This window comes from Pseudomonas sp. IT-P253 (assembly GCF_949768125.1).
Lineage (GTDB): Bacteria > Pseudomonadota > Gammaproteobacteria > Pseudomonadales > Pseudomonadaceae > Aquipseudomonas.
Map to the genome: position 1 here is coordinate 111,666 of NZ_CATKPT010000011.1, position 15,664 is coordinate 127,329.

Annotated in this window: 17 protein-coding genes; 13 read left to right on the forward strand and 4 right to left on the reverse strand. The window is 57.3% G+C overall.

Annotated features, from left to right (window positions below; translation table 11 throughout):
• Nucleotides 1–86: 86 nt before the first annotated feature.
• On the reverse strand, nucleotides 87–698 hold the full coding sequence (locus tag ACM6IR_RS06270; protein WP_414906892.1) for an FMN-dependent NADH-azoreductase: 612 nt from the start codon (nucleotides 696–698) through the stop codon (nucleotides 87–89).
• A 132-nt stretch (nucleotides 699–830) separates the two neighbouring features.
• Between ACM6IR_RS06270 and ACM6IR_RS06275 the strand changes: the two genes are divergently transcribed.
• The gene (locus ACM6IR_RS06275; protein ID WP_414906893.1) at nucleotides 831–1,739 is read left to right on the forward strand and encodes a LysR substrate-binding domain-containing protein; all 909 of its coding nucleotides are present in this window, start codon (nucleotides 831–833) and stop codon (nucleotides 1,737–1,739) included.
• On the forward strand, nucleotides 1,736–2,095 hold the full coding sequence (locus tag ACM6IR_RS06280) for an MmcQ/YjbR family DNA-binding protein (protein WP_414906894.1): 360 nt from the start codon (nucleotides 1,736–1,738) through the stop codon (nucleotides 2,093–2,095). Before ACM6IR_RS06275 ends, ACM6IR_RS06280 begins: the two co-directional genes overlap by 4 nt.
• 11 nt (nucleotides 2,096–2,106) lie before the next feature.
• On the opposite strand, the gene ACM6IR_RS06285 is transcribed toward ACM6IR_RS06280, so the two are convergent.
• Nucleotides 2,107–2,535 carry a DUF1294 domain-containing protein gene (locus tag ACM6IR_RS06285; protein ID WP_414906895.1) on the reverse strand — a complete coding sequence of 143 codons (429 nt, stop codon included), beginning with the start codon at nucleotides 2,533–2,535 and terminating at the stop codon, nucleotides 2,107–2,109.
• Nucleotides 2,532–3,362 (reverse strand): undecaprenyl-diphosphate phosphatase, encoded by an 831-nt coding sequence (locus ACM6IR_RS06290; protein WP_414906896.1) that lies wholly within the window; start codon nucleotides 3,360–3,362, stop codon nucleotides 2,532–2,534. Before ACM6IR_RS06290 ends, ACM6IR_RS06285 begins: the two co-directional genes overlap by 4 nt.
• A gap of 459 nt (nucleotides 3,363–3,821) precedes the next feature.
• Here ACM6IR_RS06290 and pnuC point away from each other — a divergent pair, with 459 nt between their 5' ends.
• From pnuC to ACM6IR_RS06330, 8 genes are all read left to right on the forward strand, one after another.
• On the forward strand, nucleotides 3,822–4,385 hold the full coding sequence (gene pnuC, locus ACM6IR_RS06295) for a nicotinamide riboside transporter PnuC (RefSeq protein WP_414906897.1): 564 nt from the start codon (nucleotides 3,822–3,824) through the stop codon (nucleotides 4,383–4,385).
• On the forward strand, nucleotides 4,382–4,906 hold the full coding sequence (locus ACM6IR_RS06300; RefSeq protein WP_414907295.1) for an AAA family ATPase: 525 nt from the start codon (nucleotides 4,382–4,384) through the stop codon (nucleotides 4,904–4,906). Before pnuC ends, ACM6IR_RS06300 begins: the two co-directional genes overlap by 4 nt.
• A 334-nt stretch (nucleotides 4,907–5,240) precedes the next feature.
• On the forward strand, nucleotides 5,241–5,678 hold the full coding sequence (locus ACM6IR_RS06305; RefSeq protein ID WP_414906898.1) for a hypothetical protein: 438 nt from the start codon (nucleotides 5,241–5,243) through the stop codon (nucleotides 5,676–5,678).
• Between the two features lies 1 nt (nucleotide 5,679).
• Nucleotides 5,680–6,252, forward strand: coding sequence for an adhesin (locus tag ACM6IR_RS06310; RefSeq protein WP_414906899.1), 573 nt, complete (start codon nucleotides 5,680–5,682; stop codon nucleotides 6,250–6,252).
• A gap of 54 nt (nucleotides 6,253–6,306) precedes the next feature.
• Complete coding sequence (locus ACM6IR_RS06315) at nucleotides 6,307–7,665, forward strand: heme utilization protein (protein ID WP_414906900.1); 1,359 nt, start codon at nucleotides 6,307–6,309, stop codon at nucleotides 7,663–7,665.
• A gap of 61 nt (nucleotides 7,666–7,726) precedes the next feature.
• The gene (locus ACM6IR_RS06320) at nucleotides 7,727–8,407 is read left to right on the forward strand and encodes a C39 family peptidase (RefSeq protein ID WP_414906901.1); all 681 of its coding nucleotides are present in this window, start codon (nucleotides 7,727–7,729) and stop codon (nucleotides 8,405–8,407) included.
• A gap of 33 nt (nucleotides 8,408–8,440) precedes the next feature.
• Nucleotides 8,441–9,181 (forward strand): hypothetical protein, encoded by a 741-nt coding sequence (locus tag ACM6IR_RS06325; protein WP_414906902.1) that lies wholly within the window; start codon nucleotides 8,441–8,443, stop codon nucleotides 9,179–9,181.
• 46 nt (nucleotides 9,182–9,227) lie between these two features.
• Nucleotides 9,228–10,502 (forward strand): transporter, encoded by a 1,275-nt coding sequence (locus tag ACM6IR_RS06330; protein WP_414906903.1) that lies wholly within the window; start codon nucleotides 9,228–9,230, stop codon nucleotides 10,500–10,502.
• 57 nt (nucleotides 10,503–10,559) lie between these two features.
• Here ACM6IR_RS06330 and ACM6IR_RS06335 read toward each other — a convergent pair whose 3' ends face one another.
• Nucleotides 10,560–11,885: a sigma 54-interacting transcriptional regulator gene (locus ACM6IR_RS06335; protein WP_414906904.1), complete on the reverse strand. Its 1,326-nt coding sequence runs from the start codon at nucleotides 11,883–11,885 to the stop codon at nucleotides 10,560–10,562.
• Nucleotides 11,886–12,229: 344 nt separating this feature from the next.
• Between ACM6IR_RS06335 and ACM6IR_RS06340 the strand changes: the two genes are divergently transcribed.
• From ACM6IR_RS06340 to nhaB, 3 genes are all read left to right on the forward strand, one after another.
• A complete protein-coding gene (locus tag ACM6IR_RS06340) occupies nucleotides 12,230–12,496 on the forward strand; it encodes a hypothetical protein (RefSeq protein ID WP_201119983.1) in 267 nt (88 codons plus the stop codon).
• Between the two features lie 278 nt (nucleotides 12,497–12,774).
• Nucleotides 12,775–14,061: a hypothetical protein gene (locus ACM6IR_RS06345; RefSeq protein WP_414906905.1), complete on the forward strand. Its 1,287-nt coding sequence runs from the start codon at nucleotides 12,775–12,777 to the stop codon at nucleotides 14,059–14,061.
• Nucleotides 14,062–14,139: 78 nt separating this feature from the next.
• Nucleotides 14,140–15,642 carry a sodium/proton antiporter NhaB gene (gene nhaB, locus ACM6IR_RS06350; protein WP_414906906.1) on the forward strand — a complete coding sequence of 501 codons (1,503 nt, stop codon included), beginning with the start codon at nucleotides 14,140–14,142 and terminating at the stop codon, nucleotides 15,640–15,642.
• Nucleotides 15,643–15,664 lie beyond the last annotated feature (22 nt).

Genomic DNA, 15,664 nt, shown 5'->3' on the forward strand with positions numbered 1-15,664 from the left:
AAAAAACTCCGTATCTGACACTTGCGTGTTCAGAATACAGAGTTTTTGAGGTGTTGCCTGCGCCGATTGACGACTTTACGCAAGCCTTATGCGGCGGCGAACAATTGCTCGCTAATGTGCGCGTGCGCGTCGCTCATGGCTTTGGTACGTACTTCGTCACCGTAAGCCAGACCGTGGGCGCGGACGAACTCGATGTCAGTGATACCAAGGAAGCCGAACAACACTTTCAGATACTCTTCATGAGCGACACCAGTCACCTGACCAGCATGCATACCGCCGGAAGTCGAAACGATCACGACTTTCTTGCCACCGCACAGGCCTTCAGGGCCGGCTTCGGTGTAACGGAAGGTTTGACCGGCAACGGCGATACGGTCGATCCAGGCCTTGAGTTGGGTCGGGATGGTGAAGTTGTACATTGGGGCGGCGATCACAACAGCATCCGCCGCGATGAACTCGGCCAGGGTCGACGCACTCAGCTCGGCTTCGTGTTGTTGAGCGGCATTACGCAGTTCAGCGGTGGTGCCAGCGGCAACCAGCGTCGTCGCGGAGAAGTGGCTGATAGCATCGGCAGCCAGGTCGCGGTAAGTCACCACGGCAGACGGCTCGGCGGCGTGCCAGGCTTTAACGACTTCACTGCTCAGCTGACGGGAAGCCGAGTTGTCACCAAGAATGCTTGAATCGATATGCAACAGTTTCATGTGGGATCTCCAGGTGAGGATCGCCACGGGGCGATCTGATGGAAACAATCCTACAGGCGAAACCAATAGCTGATTAGACGGCAACAATGCGATAGTTCGTCCTACTGATAGAACAATCGGGCTGACACTCTCATGCAAGACCTTAATGACCTCTACTATTTTGCCAAAGTGGTTGAAGCCGGCGGCTTTGCAGCGGCCGGGCGTTTGCTGGGGATTCCAAAGTCGCGGCTCTCGCGACGCATCGCTGAACTCGAAGAACGCCTTGGCGCGCGCCTGCTGCAACGCACCACGCGACAACTTAAGTTGACAGCGGTGGGCGAGCGCTACCTGCGACACTGTCAAGCGATGTTGCTGGAAGCCGAAATGGCCGATGAAGCGGTGGCCAGCATGTCCAGCGAACCTCGTGGGCGCTTGCGGGTGTCCTGCCCGGTCGGGTTGGCCCACGAAATGTTGCCGATGGTGATCAGCAGATTTCTTGAAAAGCATCCGCTGGTTCAACTGGAAGTCATGCTGCTCAACCGCCGGGTCGATCTGGTGACCGAGGGTGTCGACGTCGCTTTGCGGGTTCGCGAACCGGGCGATGAAGATCCGCTGCTGGTGACCCGGCGCCTGCGCCAGGCACAGACGCTCCTGGTGGCCAGTCCGGCCTTTCTCCTTGGCCGGGAGATCCATCATCCCGAGGACCTCAAGGGCGTGCCGGTGCTCGGCGCACTGGAAGCCGACCGCATGGTGCATATCCGCATGCTCGATCAACAGGGCAAAAGCTTCGACGTGGCACTGGAAGCGCGACTGGGCATCGACGACTTCATCGTGCGCCGGGCCTGCACCCTCGCCGGCCTGGGCTTTACGATGCTGCCGATGATGTATTGCGAGCAGGAATTGGAAAACGGCTCGCTGGTGCAAATGCTGCCTGAATGGTCGTTACCTGGCGGCTGGTTGCAAGCGGTCTACCCTCACCGCCGCGGAGTGATGCCGGCGGTGCGCGCCTGGATCGACCATTTGATCGAATCATTCAACGCCTGTGGGGACCGACTGATATGAAGACTGGACGCATGAGCGAAGAGGAAGTCGCAACATTCTGTCTCGCGCTGCCGGGTGCGCGGGAAGACTACAAGTGGGGAGGTGTGCGGGTGTTTTCGATCGCCGGGAACAAGATGTTCGCCTTGCAGAACTTGCGCGGCGCGTCCCTTGCGTTCAAGGTCGACAAGGACCTGTTTCTCGGGCATTGCGACCGCCCGGGCATCCATCCTGCGCCTTATCTGGCGCGAGCCCAGTGGATCATCATGGAAACGCCCTACCCTTTGGCCGCCGAAGAGCTACAAGGCTTACTGCAGCGCTCCCATCAACTGGTAGTGAGCAAGCTGCCCAAGCGCACTCAGGTCGGCCTGCTGCTATAGAACCCGCTGTTTCAGAACAAAGCGAACAGGTGTGCGCCGAGGAACAGCTGGTCGATCCAGAACACTTGATGCATCAGCACGATGATCCAGAACACCAGCTGATACGAAACTTTACGCGTCTTGTGCCGAAACACCTGTTGCGCCAGCAAGGCACCCGGCCAACCGCCCGCGAACTCCACCGCATGCAACACGTTCTCCGGTGTCCGCCAATGGTCGAAGCGCGCCTTGCGCTTGTCGCTCCAATACAGAAAAAACGCCAGCACGCTGACAATCCCGTACGCCGCCAAAGGGATCACCGAAACCCGCTGCAGCCAGAGCGAGATCGAGCCAAACAGCGGCAGCGCGCACAAGACCGCAAACACCACCAGCTTTAGCCGCAGATGCTGAGTCTCTCCTCTGGATGGGCGCCCGGGATTGTGGCGCGTGCTGGAGTCATTCATGGCTTCACGGCAACCCAATCGACCCAACCGAACTGCCAGGTCGCCAGGATCACAATGCCGAACGCAATGCGATACCAGGCAAATGCCGCATAGCTGTGGGTGGCGATGAACTTGAGCAGGCCCTTGACCGCGATCATCGCGAAAATGAACGCGGTGACGAAACCGATAGCGAACACCGGGAAGTCTGCCGGCACGAACAGGTGGCGATACTTGAACCCCGAATACACCGCAGCAGCCACCATGGTTGGCATGGCCAGAAAGAACGAGAACTCGGTAGCGGTTTTGCGCGACAGCCCGAACAACAGGCCACCAATGATCGTCGACCCGGAACGCGATGTTCCCGGAATCATCGCCAGGCACTGGGCGAAGCCGACTTTCAGAGCATCTTGCCAAGTGATTTCATCGACCGTTTCGGCATGCACTTCATGCTGACGCTTCTCGGCCCACAACATGATTATCCCGCCCACGACCAACGCCGTGGCGACCGTAATCGGGTTGAACAGGTACCGGTGAATCAAATCGGAAAAAATCACACCGAGGACCACGGCGGGCATAAACGCAATCAGCAGGTTCGCGGTAAAGCGACGAGCACTCGGCTGGGTCGGCAAGCCGGTCACCACGTCGAGGATTTTGCGACGAAACTCCCAGACCACGGCCAGAATCGCCCCCAACTGGATAATGATGTTGAACGCGATAGCCCGCTCACCCCCAAAGTTGAGCAAGTCGGCCACGATGATCTGGTGTCCGGTACTGGAAATGGGCAAAAACTCCGTCAGCCCTTCTACAACGCCAAGTATCAATGCCTGCAAGGCGGTCCAAAGATCCATCAATCCCCCAAGAAGCAATGCCCCCAGGCATGCCCCGTTAATATTATGTAGAGCGTTCACTGCGATCAGCGTAGCTGAAGTCCGCCGCGCACAGGATCCACACAGAACCGTCAAAAACCTGTGAAAAATCAACCTGGATTCAGGTTTATCGTGCGGGGACGAAATCGTATCAGACAAGTCTCATTACTGTTGCCGTGACTTGGGTCGAGTGGGCCCGATCAAGCGCAGCCAGCGCCTGGCACTACAACCTGTAGCAGCTGCTGCGTTCGGCTGCGCAGCAGTCGTAAACCCTGAGCACGCGGTTCAACTGACATTGCGCATCGCCTGGTTTCACGACTGCTGCGCAGCCGAACGCAGCCTCGCGCTGCTCGGCAGCTGCTACACCGTGCGATGCGGTTCTACTTGGCAGCGTCTGCCGTTACAATCCGCCCCCTCTTCGACTTCTCCCCAAGGAACCTCATGTCCGGGCTTGAACTGTTTGCCGCCGCCCTCGGTGTCATTGCCGTCCGGTTGACGGTCAAACAGAACCCCTGGTGCTGGCCGATCGGTCTGGTCATGGTGCTGCTTTATAGCTGGATCTTTTTCGACGTGAAGCTGTATTCGGACATGCTGCTGCAAGTGATCTACGCCGCCCTGCAGCTGTATGGCTGGTGGCAGTGGACCCGTGCGGGTGATACGCGACAGGGTCGGCGGGTCAGTCAGCTCGATGCTCGATCCGTGGCAATCGGCCTGGCCGTCGGTGCAATGGGTAGTCTGTTACTGGGCGCCGCCATGGCCCATTGGACCGACGCCGCGCAACCCTGGCTGGATGCTGCGCTGACGGGCTTCAGCCTGGTGGCGCAATTATGGATGGCGCAAAAGCGCGTGCAGTGCTGGCCGCTGTGGATCGTCCTGGACTGTATTTTCGTCGGCCTGTTCGTGTACAAGGGGATGTACCTGACTGCCGCCCTGTATGGACTGTTCACCCTGCTGGCCATTCAAGGCTGGCGCACATGGCGCAGCGATCCGCTGCTGTGCCCATGAAGGTGTTGGTGCTGACAGGGCCGGAATCCAGCGGCAAAAGCTGGCTTTCGGGCGAGATTTACGCCAATTTTGGCGGCATATTGGTCGGTGAGTACGTTCGGTATTTTATCGAAAGCGAAAACCGCGAAACCCGCTACGATGATATTAAAGCCATAGCACATGGCCAGCTGACTTGGGAAGATGAAGCACGCGCCACACAACCGTCACTGTTGATTCTCGATACGCATCTCCTAAGTAATATTCTTTGGAGTCGCACTTTGTTTGGCGCTTGTCCGACGTGGATCGAGCAAGCATTGTTGGCACGGCACTACGATCTGCATTTGTTGCTGAGCCCTGAAACCGTGGCCTGGCATGACGACGGACAGCGTTGCCAACCGCAACTGGCAGAACGCCAGGCGTTTTTCCAGGCCAGCCGCCAATGGCTTGACCTGCACCGCCAGCCTTGCCAGGTACTGCAAGGTGATTGGGAATCGCGCAAAGACGCGGCATTCGAGGCTGTGACGCGCTTGCTCAAGGCCTGACAGGTGGGGTTCGCCGCCCTGCCGAAAATGTCCACTCCTGATACAACCATCCCTGCTCAAACCCGCGAACTAAAGCGGCCCGAGCGTTCCGTAAAAAAAATGTCAAGCCACTGATACAACCAGCCTTTGGCGCCCTTGACGAGCAATGCCGCCAGCATGGACGGCGCTTTTGCGTACCTCTGTCTCGGTGGCGTTACAAAATTTTTTTGACCACCTCGACAATTAAAGCCAACCGACTGTTTTAAAAAGTAAAACTAAAACCGGCACACCTTCTGCTGTCTTCCCCGCAACGCTGATAAGGGCCAGCGTTCCACTTACAGAAGGAATTGCCGCCGTGGGGAAACTTGATAAGAGTATCTATAGCCTGCTGCTGATCGGATGCGCACTGGGCACAAGTGTCAGCCTGCCCGTCCAGGCTGACAACGGCATCATTATTATCAAACGTGATGTCCAACCGCGCATGGCAACGCGTGCGCCGCTGGCGCCCGACCCAAACCCCACGACCGTCAATGCCAACCCGTCCCAACATATCCTCAGCCAAACGAACGAGTTGAGCGACGGTGACTTTGCCGGTGTCGCCAGTGGTGCAGGCATCTCGCGCCTGGTCACTCAAAACACCAACAACCTGGGCGGCAATGCCACCAACCAGTCCCAGCTTTCCAACCTCGCCGCGGGACACTCGGGAAATTCGGGCAACGGTATTGCCAACATGGTCAATTCAAGCATCCAGCAAGGCATGGGCGCTATGAAAGTCATGACGGGAGACCGTTAACATGAATCGTACGCTGCTGATTATCGCCATGTTTTGCAGTGCATCGACCTTTGCCCAACCTCCCGCGATCAATAACGCCGAAATCGACGGTTCGGGCACGCAGTACCAGGGCAACCTCTCGGTCAACCAGGCTGCGGGCGATCAGCAGCAACAGGCCAACGCCCGGGCTTTCGCCGTTGGCAACGACGCCAGTGCTACCACACAGATTCGCCAACGGCTGCGTTCACAGGTCGACCCCAGGATCGATGCCCGATCCAGCATTCAAGGCAACTCCTTCAGCAATGGCAACGGCGCACTGGGCGTCAACCAGAGTGCGGGTGCCAGCAACCAGCAAGCCAATGCCCTGCGGATAAGCATCAGTGCACAGCCGCAAAGTATCGACGACAGCGTCCTCATGCAACAGAACGTGGCGCTGATCACCAACTCCGATCCAACTGACTCTGCACCTGGCTATCGCCAGATCGCTACCAGCGATCAGGCCTTCACCGGTAGCCGTGGGGTGATTCAGTTGAATCAGAGCGCCGGGGTGGGAAACCGAACGGCCAACACCCTGAGCGTACGGGTCGCGGATTGACCCAAACAGGTAATAACAACACTTAACTACCTAAAAAGAGTACGGAGAACAAGCATGAAACCTTCAATGGCAATAAAGCCTCTGGTTTTCGCAATCGCTGCGGTCATGGCTGTTGCTGTACAAGCTGGGCAGGGCGATAACAATGGACGCCACCACCACCATACCCCTCCTCCAACCAGGATCCCTGTCAACGCGACTGCAAACGCATCCGATAAGCAGACCAGTACTGGCAACTACGTCGGCAACGAAGGGACTAAGAACTCAGCCGTGATGAGCAGTTCTGCCTCAGGCTCCAGCGGCAACGTCGGCGTCAACGTGGCTGCAGGCTCTGGCAACCAACAAGACAACGCGGCTGCCATCGCCAACGCTGCCTCCAACTCCAGTCTCGATAACAGCTTTGTGTTCGGGACTGCCAATGCCACCTCTAAGGTCACGCAATACGGCAACAATAACAAGGTCGACAACTACTCCACCACAAACTCTGGTGTGATGAGCGGATCGGGCAATGCCGGCAGCGGCAACATGGGTATCAACATTGCTGGTGGTGACCTTAACCAACAGAAAAACACCATGGCAATTGCCAACTCCAATGCCCGGCTTGGTAACGCAACAGCCACTGCCTCTGCCGACCAAAGCAGTCCTGGCCTGACAGTGAATAACGGCGCCGATCGTACGTACCGTGTGGATACGCTGACGGTTACCCATACAGCCAGCGGTAGCCAGTCTTTCAGCAAGGCATCCACTTTGGACGTTGATAAGAGCGCTTCCAGCAGCTGGTCTGCGAGCGGTTCAAATAGCTTTGATGCAAGTGGTTCCAGGAGCTTTGATGCGAGCGGTTCCAGGAGCTTTGATGCGAGCGGTTCCCAAAGCAAGAGTTCGAGCTCTTCTAGCAGCGCTACTTTGAGTGCTACTTTGGCCGCGTCTTTGGCCGCAGCGGCCGATGCTTCCAGAAGTGTTACCTGGAATAATGGCAGTGGCGCTCACACCCGCAGTTCGACTGCCAGCGCATCGCTTGACGCGTCGCTGAACGCATCGCTCGATGCATCTGCCAGCACAACGCACCAAAAATCGTCTGACTCTTCGTACACAAAATCGTCTGATTCTTCGTACACAAAGTCGGCAGACTCGTCGTTCAAAGCAGCGTATGACTCCTCGTACGCCAAGTCTGGCAAGAATGCGTCCGCCTCTTCGGAAGACGTAACGAAGAGCTTCAGTGAGAGCAGTTCATTTGATTTGAGCAACACCTACTCCTATCAAGTGCTGACTCCAACTGGCTGGGCCAACCCTGTGACCAACACTGCAACCCTGAGCGGTTCGGTGAATGGCGGCAGTGGCAACCTGGGCGTCAACGTGGCTGCTGGTGTGGGTAACCAACAAAGCAACTCGCTGTCCATTGCCAATCAATCGTTCTAATGCTGTCTCTGGAGGCCCCCTTTTGGGGGCCTTTTTCACCACATCCAGAAGGCATCCCACCATGCGCATTATCGCCTTGGCATTTTTGCTTTGCGTGGCCAGCGTAATCGAGGCTGCACAAATGCCGCTTTCCGTCCTGCCGGGCGGCGGGCTGGTGTATAAGCCGGTCCAGAGCATACGCGAGCGCAAATTTGCCGACCTGGTGCAACAGAAAACCGACTTCAGTTGCGGCGCAGCTGCGCTGGCAACCATATTGCGTCAGGCCTATTGGCTGGACGTGAACGAAGAACAAATCATCGAAGGCATGCTCGAACACTCCGATCAAAATCTTGTCCGCGTCCAGGGCTTTTCCATGCTCGACATGAAGCACTACGTGGAAAGTATCGGCATGCGCGCCCGCGGTTACCGGGTAGCGCCAGAGACGTTGAAAGATGTGCGGATTCCGGTCGTGGTACTCATGGACATCCGTGGCTACAAGCACTTCGTAGTCATGCAGAAATCCGACAAGGACTGGGTGTATGTCGGTGATCCGGTACTGGGTCACAAACGCTACAAATTCGACGATTTTATCAAAGGCTGGAACGGCATTATTTTCGCCGTCATCGGCCAGGGCTATGACAAGACCAATGCGCTGCTCGACCCACCTGTGCCTTTGACCGCCCGGAACAAGATCAACGCCTTCAACCCGGTGCCGGACGCGGAGTTGCTGGATTTCGGATTCATTCAGAGCGACTTCTTCTAATGACAAGGGAGCATGAAGCTCCGGGAGCATTCAATGAAGACCCCCTATTGGCTGGCCATCATCTGCCTGGCCGCCAGCCTGCCGACACAGGCTCAAACGTTCAAGCCTATCGAACTGAAGGATCAGGAATTGGCAGCCCTGCGTGGTCGCTATGTCATGCCGGGACGAATCATCAGCTTCGGGATTGCCATGACCAGCACTTGGCAAAATGCCAGCGGTGAAGTGATCGGGGCAACCTCGTCGATGCAAATTCAACAAACGACTATCAAGCCGCAGTTCTACGTAACGATGATCGACAGAAAAGGCGATGGTTCGGCGGTTTCTCAGGGCACCGGTACCGTCAGCGGCGGCAGCGGCCTGAACACGACCGAGGGCGTCACTCAAGTTGTGCGCGCTGCCGGCGACAACAACGGCGCTTACAACAACGTTGCAATCAACGTCCAAAAAGGTAACCAGGCACCACAAATGGATACCCAGGGCCAAGCGTTGGCCGCGGGTACAACCATGACCAGGAGCAACGGTGCCGGGGCGCTGAGCATTTCCGCTAACAGCGCGGGCGTGCTGCTCAACATCGTGGCCAACAACAACCAGGGCAGCACCGCGCAACGCCTAGCCCAAGGCGGACTGATGCAAAACGCGACCTTGCTCGGCGGGGGCAACCAGGTAAACAACCTGATGTCGATCAACGTTGTGCTGCGCGATAACCTGCCATCAGCCGGTTCGATGAACGGCAATCTGGATCAGCTTAAAGGGATTCACGCTCTCGGATATTGATCTACGCTCAGTCTCATCGAATGTAGTTAGAAGGGACGGCTTACCAATGCACAGATCGTTCACGCTCAGAGCTGTCGTTTGTTTAAGTACCCTGGTTCCGGCCACTTTGCTGCAAGCAGCACCGGACCCCCAGGTAGAAGCCCTAAAACAAGAACTCATGGAGCTGAAACAGCGTTACGAAGCACAACAGAACGCGCTGATGGTACTCGAACAGCGCGTTAAACAAGTCGAAGAAGCACCTGCAACACCGCCCCCTAAACGCCTGACCCGCTCCCCCGCCGAACCGGTAAAAGGCGCTCAAACGGTGGCTGCCAGCGGAACCAAGGGCAGTTCCTATGGGGAATCACTCAAGGATGATTCGGAGCCGGCGCAAAGCGTTTCCAATTTGTATGACGAAGCCAGCGGCTTTTTCGGCGGCGGCAAGTTCAGTGTCGAAACCGGCCTGACCTACACGCACTACGATACCCGTGCGCTGGCGCTCAATGGCTTTCTGGCACTGGACTCGATTTTTCTCGGCAACATCAACCTCGACCGCATCAAGGCCGACAACTGGACACTGGACCTGACCGCCCGCTACAACGTGGCACAACGTTGGCAGTTCGACATTAACGTCCCCATCATTTATCGCGAATCAACGTATTCCTCCGGTGGCGCCGGTGGCGCAGGCCCGGTGACGTCGGACGCAACCGTTACCCGCGACCCGACCATCGGCGATGTGAACGTTGGCGTTGCTTACAAATTTCTGGATGAGTCAGTCGAACTGCCCGATGCGGTCTTTACATTTCGCGTGAAGGCGCCGACCGGTCAGGATCCTTACGGCATCAAGCTGGTCAATGACCCGAACAACGATAACCTCTCGGTCCCCCAGAGCTTGCCTACCGGCAATGGTGTCTGGTCGATCACCCCGGGTATCTCGCTGGTCAAGACCTTCGACCCGGCCGTGCTGTTCGGCAGCCTGGCCTACACCTACAACATGGAAAACTCTTTCAGCGACATCAGCCCTCAGGTCGACTCCAAGGTGCCCGGGGACGTGAAACTGGGGGATTCCTGGCAGGTCGGCGCCGGCATTGCATTCGCCTTGAACGAGAAGATGAGTATGTCGTTCTCGTTCACCGATCAGTTCGCCCGCAAGAGCAAGATCAAGCCGGACGGCGGCGAGTGGCAATCGATTACCAACAGCGATTACAACTCGGCCAACTTCAACATCGGCATGACCCTGGCCGTATCCCCCAACCTGACGATTGTTCCCAACCTGGCCATGGGCCTGACCGAAGACGCGCCGGACTTTTCCTTCAGCCTGAAATTCCCGTACTACTTCTAATCCACAACAAAAGCCCCGCCGCGACTTCAATCGCAGCGGGGCTTTTTGATCTTTCGTTCAGCGAATCTGATGCTTGTGCAACAAACGGTAGAAGGTAGGCCTGGATATCCCCAGCACCTTGGCGGCGATACTCAAATTATCGCTGTGGCGGTTCAGTACATCGCACAAGGCCTGGCGCTCTGCCCGGTACTTGTAGTTTTCCAGCGTGCCCATCGGTGCGACAACGGCCTGCTGGCTGATCAGCCCCAGGTCTCGCGCTTCGATTTGTCGGCCTTCGGCCAATACCAACCCGCGACGTACCCGGTTGGCCAGTTCGCGAACATTGCCCGGCCAGTCATGCTTGCCCATGGCAATCAAGGCGTCGTCACTGAGGCTGCGCGGGCGGCGGCCGGTTTCATGGCTGTAGAAGTGGGAAAAGTGGTTGGCCAGCATCGATAAATCACCATGGCGCTCACGTAGCGGTGCGGTGACGACTTGCAGTACGTTCAGGCGGTAGTACAAATCTTCGCGAAAGAGTTTCTTCTCAATCGCGGCCTCAAGGTCCACGTGAGTCGCCGCCAATACCCGCACATCCACTGGAATCGGCTGACTGCCGCCCACGCGTTCAATGTGTTTTTCCTGCAGGAAGCGCAGCAGATTGGCTTGCAGTTCCAGCGGCAGGTCACCGATTTCGTCGAGAAACAACGTTCCGCCATTGGCCGCTTCGATCCGTCCGACCTTACGTTGATGGGCGCCGGTAAAGGCGCCTTTTTCGTGACCAAACAGTTCCGACTGGATCAAGTGCTCGGGAATCGCGCCGCAATTGATCGCGACAAAGGGTTTGCTGTGACGCTGGGATTGTCGGTGCAGTGTCCGGGCCACCAGTTCTTTACCCGTGCCGCTTTCACCCCGAATCAACACCGGGGATTCGGTGGGAGCGAGTTTGCTCAGCAGCTTGCGCAGTTCACGAATAGGCTTGCTGTCGCCCAGTAGCTCGTGCTCAGGCTGATCAATGTGAACGGTGCCCTGCCCACGTAGACGGGCCATACCAAACGCTCGGCCCAGCGTCACCTGGACCCTGGACACGTCAAATGGCAAGGTGTGGAAATCGAAAAACCATTCGCAAACAAAGTCCCCGACATTCTGCAGCCGCAGGACTTCCTGGTTCAGCACGGCGATCCATTCGGTGCCGCTGCGACTGATCAACTCTTTGACGGCCTCCGGGCGTTCCAGATGAAAAGGGTGCAAACGCAACAGGCCGACATCGCAGGTTTTGTCGCCAGCATTTTCCAGCGTACAGCTATCAACGTCCCAACCCACATCGCGTAAACCGGGTAACAGACGATGGCAGTCGTCGCAAGGATCTACCACTAACAGACGTCTTAAGGCAGGCGCTTCGCTCATGACTAATCCTTGACGCCAAATTTTATGTAATATTATTAAAAACAATCATTTGGTGGTCCTGGCTGTAACGTTAGCAAGAATTTGACGCGCCCTTGTACCGTTTGACTATAGGGGTATTAGCTAACGAGTTATAAGAAGCTGTTTTTGTTAGTTTCCTAACGAGCCCTGTCTTTCATTGCGCTTTCAACACCTGCCCTTTGCCTGGGCATATGAAAGAAAGTTGAAATTTCTTTTGATTGTGTGTGACCCGAACCCGGGTTGCGGACATCAGTACAAGTAACCAGCCGATCGGTACGCCCAACCGTCGGCACATCACTTGATTGGGCATACAGAGAGAAAAACCCATGAACGCCCCGCTCCGCATCAATGAAGCTCTTTTGATTGCCGACCGCGCATTCCAGCCTTTCCAGTGTGTGGCCTGGGCGCCACAGGACGGTAACGGCGAACTCAGCCTGACCGTTATCGACCGGACCAACAACAATATTGGTCGCAAACAGATTCCGAGCAGCACCTATACCGACCCTGAACAACTTGAACGCCTGCTCGAAGAGGCCCGCGCCGAGTTGAACCAGGAAGGTTACACACTTGAGTCGTGGTCGATGCCGCACTAAGTGTTTTGCGGATTACTTCGCGGTAATCCGCCTCCCCCCCTTCGTCGTTAGTTAGCCGGCCTTTCTCGCCATCTACACGTACGACATCTGTTTATTCGAACTTCAAGGCCTTCCATTACCGGGCAGGCTTGCCGGTGGTTCGAAAAGACATCGTTCTGGCACACAGCGACCCTCCGTCTATTGGTTCCGACAGTTGTGCATCCAATCATTCAGGCATTGAATGTTATACGGTCGCCACCCCACTCCTGGATCAGGACGACTCGCAAGGAGATGCGTGCATGTCTATGCAGACTGCGTTTGCCTTACCTGCCACACGAGGTGCCGCCGGAGAACTCGATGCCACCTTTGCCGGCAACGGCAAAACCCAAGTGTATTTCGCTGACAGCACATCAAGCATGGCCAACGGGATCGCGATTGATTCATGCGGCAGGTTGCTGGTGGCGGCTAAAGTCGGAACGCCGCAGGGTAGCCGTTTTGGCCTGGCTCGCCTGCTTGAGGATGGCTCGGCAGATCTGGCATTCGGCAAGCGAGGCAGCGTGATTGGCCAATTCGAACGCGGCTTCCAGGCCATGGCCGACAACGTCCAGCTTCTGCCCGACGGACACATTCTAGTGACCGGTCTACAGTACGAAAATGCGCACCGGGCCCTCCCCGCCCTGGCGTTGTTTGATCAGCAAGGCCACCCGATCCAACAGTTTGGCGACAACGGGTACTGCGTGGTTCGCCTGCCGGGCAATCTTTCCGAGAGCATGCGCGACGCCTGGCTGCCACCCGGGATACCGGGTGTCGAGGCCTGTGATGTGTGCGTGCAGGAGGATGGTCGAATCCTGCTGCTGGCCAATCATCACTTCGAGCTGGCCGATCATGTCGGCCTGCTGATTCGGCTCAACGCCGACGGCTCACTGGACAACACCTTCAACGGTCGCGGCTTCGTGATTGTCAGGCACTTGCTGATGAACAGCTGGATCACCAGCCTGCTCGTACAAAAGGATGGCCGGATCCTGGTCGGCGGAACGATGAATTTTCCTGAAGAGGGCCTGCTGGCCCGTTATCACGCCGACGGCAAGCTCGACGACAGTTTCGCCGTAGATGGCTTTATGACCTTCAATGCGCGGGGAAGCGGCACCCAGGTCAGCCAAATCGTTCAAACCGAAAATGGCGATGTGCAGTGTGTTGGCAGCAGCCGTGACCCCATGCATTGCATGGCACTGAAAGTACACAGCAACGGCCGCCCGGACAATCGTTGCAACGGCGGCCAACCCCGGCTGCTGGAAATCGGCCGCAGTGGCTGTCGGTGGACCGCGGCCCACGCACTGCCGGACGGCAGCATACTGACAGTGGGGTCTACGATTGGCGGTGTCGAAGCCGACTTCATTGTGGCCCGACATCGGCCTGACGGGTTGCTCGATGGGGACTTCGGCGACGGCGGCTGGGTGCGCACCCGCCTCGGACGCAGCGTGGATTGCGCGACTTCATTGGTCGCGCAGGCCGACGCAAACGTGGTGGTCGCCGGCTACTCTCTGGATGGCGACTATCGGGCAGTCGTCGTACGTTACCTGGGGTAGGCCAATGGTTTTTTCCCGCACTTGAACTTCCTTGCCACTTACGGCAACTTGCGCGCTTCTTAAAACAAGGAGCAGCCGATGTCCGGCTCAATGGCCCAGGCGTTCGTGCACAATTTTCTCGGGCAATCACCCCGGTGGTACAAGGCGAGCATTGTCGGCTTCCTGATTCTCAACGCCCTGGTGCTGTGGACAGTAGGCCCGGCGATGGCGGGTTGGCTGCTGGTGCTGGAATTTATCTTCACCCTGGCCATGGCGCTCAAATGTTATCCATTGATGCCCGGTGGCCTGCTGCTGATCGAAGCGTTGTTGCTGAGGATGACCACGCCCCAGGCACTCTACGACGAACTGGTGCACAACTTCCCGGTGATCCTGCTGCTGATGTTCATGGTGGCTGGCATCTATTTCATGAAGGACCTGTTGCTGTTCTTGTTCTCGCGCCTGCTGCTGGGTGTTCGCTCCAAAGCCATGCTGGCGTTGATGTTCTGCTTTCTGTCGGCGTTTTTGTCGGCGTTTCTCGATGCCTTGACCGTGACCGCCGTGATCATCAGTGCGGCCGTCGGTTTTTACTCGGTGTATCACCGCGTAGCCTCGGGCAACGATCCGCGTCAAGACAGTGGATTCAGCGATGATCAATATCTGCCGAAGCTTCATCACGAGGACCTCCAACAGTTCCGTGCCTTTCTGCGCAGCCTGCTGATGCACGGCGCCGTGGGCACCGCATTGGGGGGTGTTTGCACGCTGGTTGGCGAGCCGCAGAACCTGCTGATCGGTCACGAGATGGGGTGGCACTTCTCTGAATTTTTTCTGAAGGTTGCCCCGGTTTCGTTGCCGGTGCTGGCGGCGGGTCTGGTGACCTGCGTCCTGCTGGAAAAAATGCGCTGGTTCGGTTACGGCACGTTGCTGCCGGACACGGTACGCACCGTGCTGGCCGATTACGCGGCCGAAGACAATGCCGAGCGCACCCCGCGTCAACGCGCAGCATTGATCGTACAGGGGCTGGCGGCGCTGATTCTGATCGCCGGGCTGGCGTTTCACATTGCCGAAGTCGGCCTGATCGGTTTGATGGTAATCGTGCTGATCACCGCGTTTACCGGCATCACTGACGAGCACCGTATCGGCAATGCGTTCAAGGACGCCATGCCGTTCACCGCCCTGTTGGTGGTGTTTTTCGCCGTGGTGGCGGTGATCCACGACCAGCAGCTGTTCACCCCCCTGATCCAGTGGGTATTAGCCCTGCCGGCGGACCAGCAACCGGGCATGCTGTTTATTGCCAACGGTTTACTGTCTGCCATCAGCGACAATGTGTTCGTCGCGACCATTTACATCACCGAAGTAAAACGGGCCTTCCTCTCCGGGCACATGAGCCGTGAACACTTCGAGACGCTGGCCATTGCGATCAATACCGGCACCAACCTGCCAAGCGTGGCGACGCCCAATGGTCAGGCCGCGTTTCTGTTTCTGCTGACCTCGGCGATTGCACCGCTGATTCGTCTTTCGTATGGGCGGATGGTGTGGATGGCGTTGCCGTACACGGTGGTGATGGGCGTGCTTGGCTGGTATGCCGTGAGTTTCTGGCTTTGAATCAGCAGGCCTGACGCTTTCG

Excerpts from the sequence above, each read along its gene's own strand:
- ACM6IR_RS06270 (WP_414906892.1), bottom strand. The coding sequence starts at position 698 with ATGAAACTGTTGCATATCGATTCAAGCATTCTTGGTGACAACTCGGCT.
- ACM6IR_RS06275 (WP_414906893.1), top strand. The coding sequence starts at position 831 with ATGCAAGACCTTAATGACCTCTACTATTTTGCCAAAGTGGTTGAAGCC.
- ACM6IR_RS06280 (WP_414906894.1), top strand. The coding sequence starts at position 1,736 with ATGAAGACTGGACGCATGAGCGAAGAGGAAGTCGCAACATTCTGTCTC.
- ACM6IR_RS06285 (WP_414906895.1), bottom strand. The coding sequence starts at position 2,535 with ATGAATGACTCCAGCACGCGCCACAATCCCGGGCGCCCATCCAGAGGA.
- ACM6IR_RS06290 (WP_414906896.1), bottom strand. The coding sequence starts at position 3,362 with ATGGATCTTTGGACCGCCTTGCAGGCATTGATACTTGGCGTTGTAGAA.
- pnuC (WP_414906897.1), top strand. The coding sequence starts at position 3,822 with ATGTCCGGGCTTGAACTGTTTGCCGCCGCCCTCGGTGTCATTGCCGTC.
- ACM6IR_RS06300 (WP_414907295.1), top strand. The coding sequence starts at position 4,382 with ATGAAGGTGTTGGTGCTGACAGGGCCGGAATCCAGCGGCAAAAGCTGG.
- ACM6IR_RS06310 (WP_414906899.1), top strand. The coding sequence starts at position 5,680 with ATGAATCGTACGCTGCTGATTATCGCCATGTTTTGCAGTGCATCGACC.
- ACM6IR_RS06315 (WP_414906900.1), top strand. The coding sequence starts at position 6,307 with ATGAAACCTTCAATGGCAATAAAGCCTCTGGTTTTCGCAATCGCTGCG.
- ACM6IR_RS06320 (WP_414906901.1), top strand. The coding sequence starts at position 7,727 with ATGCGCATTATCGCCTTGGCATTTTTGCTTTGCGTGGCCAGCGTAATC.
- ACM6IR_RS06325 (WP_414906902.1), top strand. The coding sequence starts at position 8,441 with ATGAAGACCCCCTATTGGCTGGCCATCATCTGCCTGGCCGCCAGCCTG.
- ACM6IR_RS06330 (WP_414906903.1), top strand. The coding sequence starts at position 9,228 with ATGCACAGATCGTTCACGCTCAGAGCTGTCGTTTGTTTAAGTACCCTG.
- ACM6IR_RS06335 (WP_414906904.1), bottom strand. The coding sequence starts at position 11,885 with ATGAGCGAAGCGCCTGCCTTAAGACGTCTGTTAGTGGTAGATCCTTGC.
- ACM6IR_RS06340 (WP_201119983.1), top strand. The coding sequence starts at position 12,230 with ATGAACGCCCCGCTCCGCATCAATGAAGCTCTTTTGATTGCCGACCGC.
- ACM6IR_RS06345 (WP_414906905.1), top strand. The coding sequence starts at position 12,775 with ATGTCTATGCAGACTGCGTTTGCCTTACCTGCCACACGAGGTGCCGCC.
- nhaB (WP_414906906.1), top strand. The coding sequence starts at position 14,140 with ATGTCCGGCTCAATGGCCCAGGCGTTCGTGCACAATTTTCTCGGGCAA.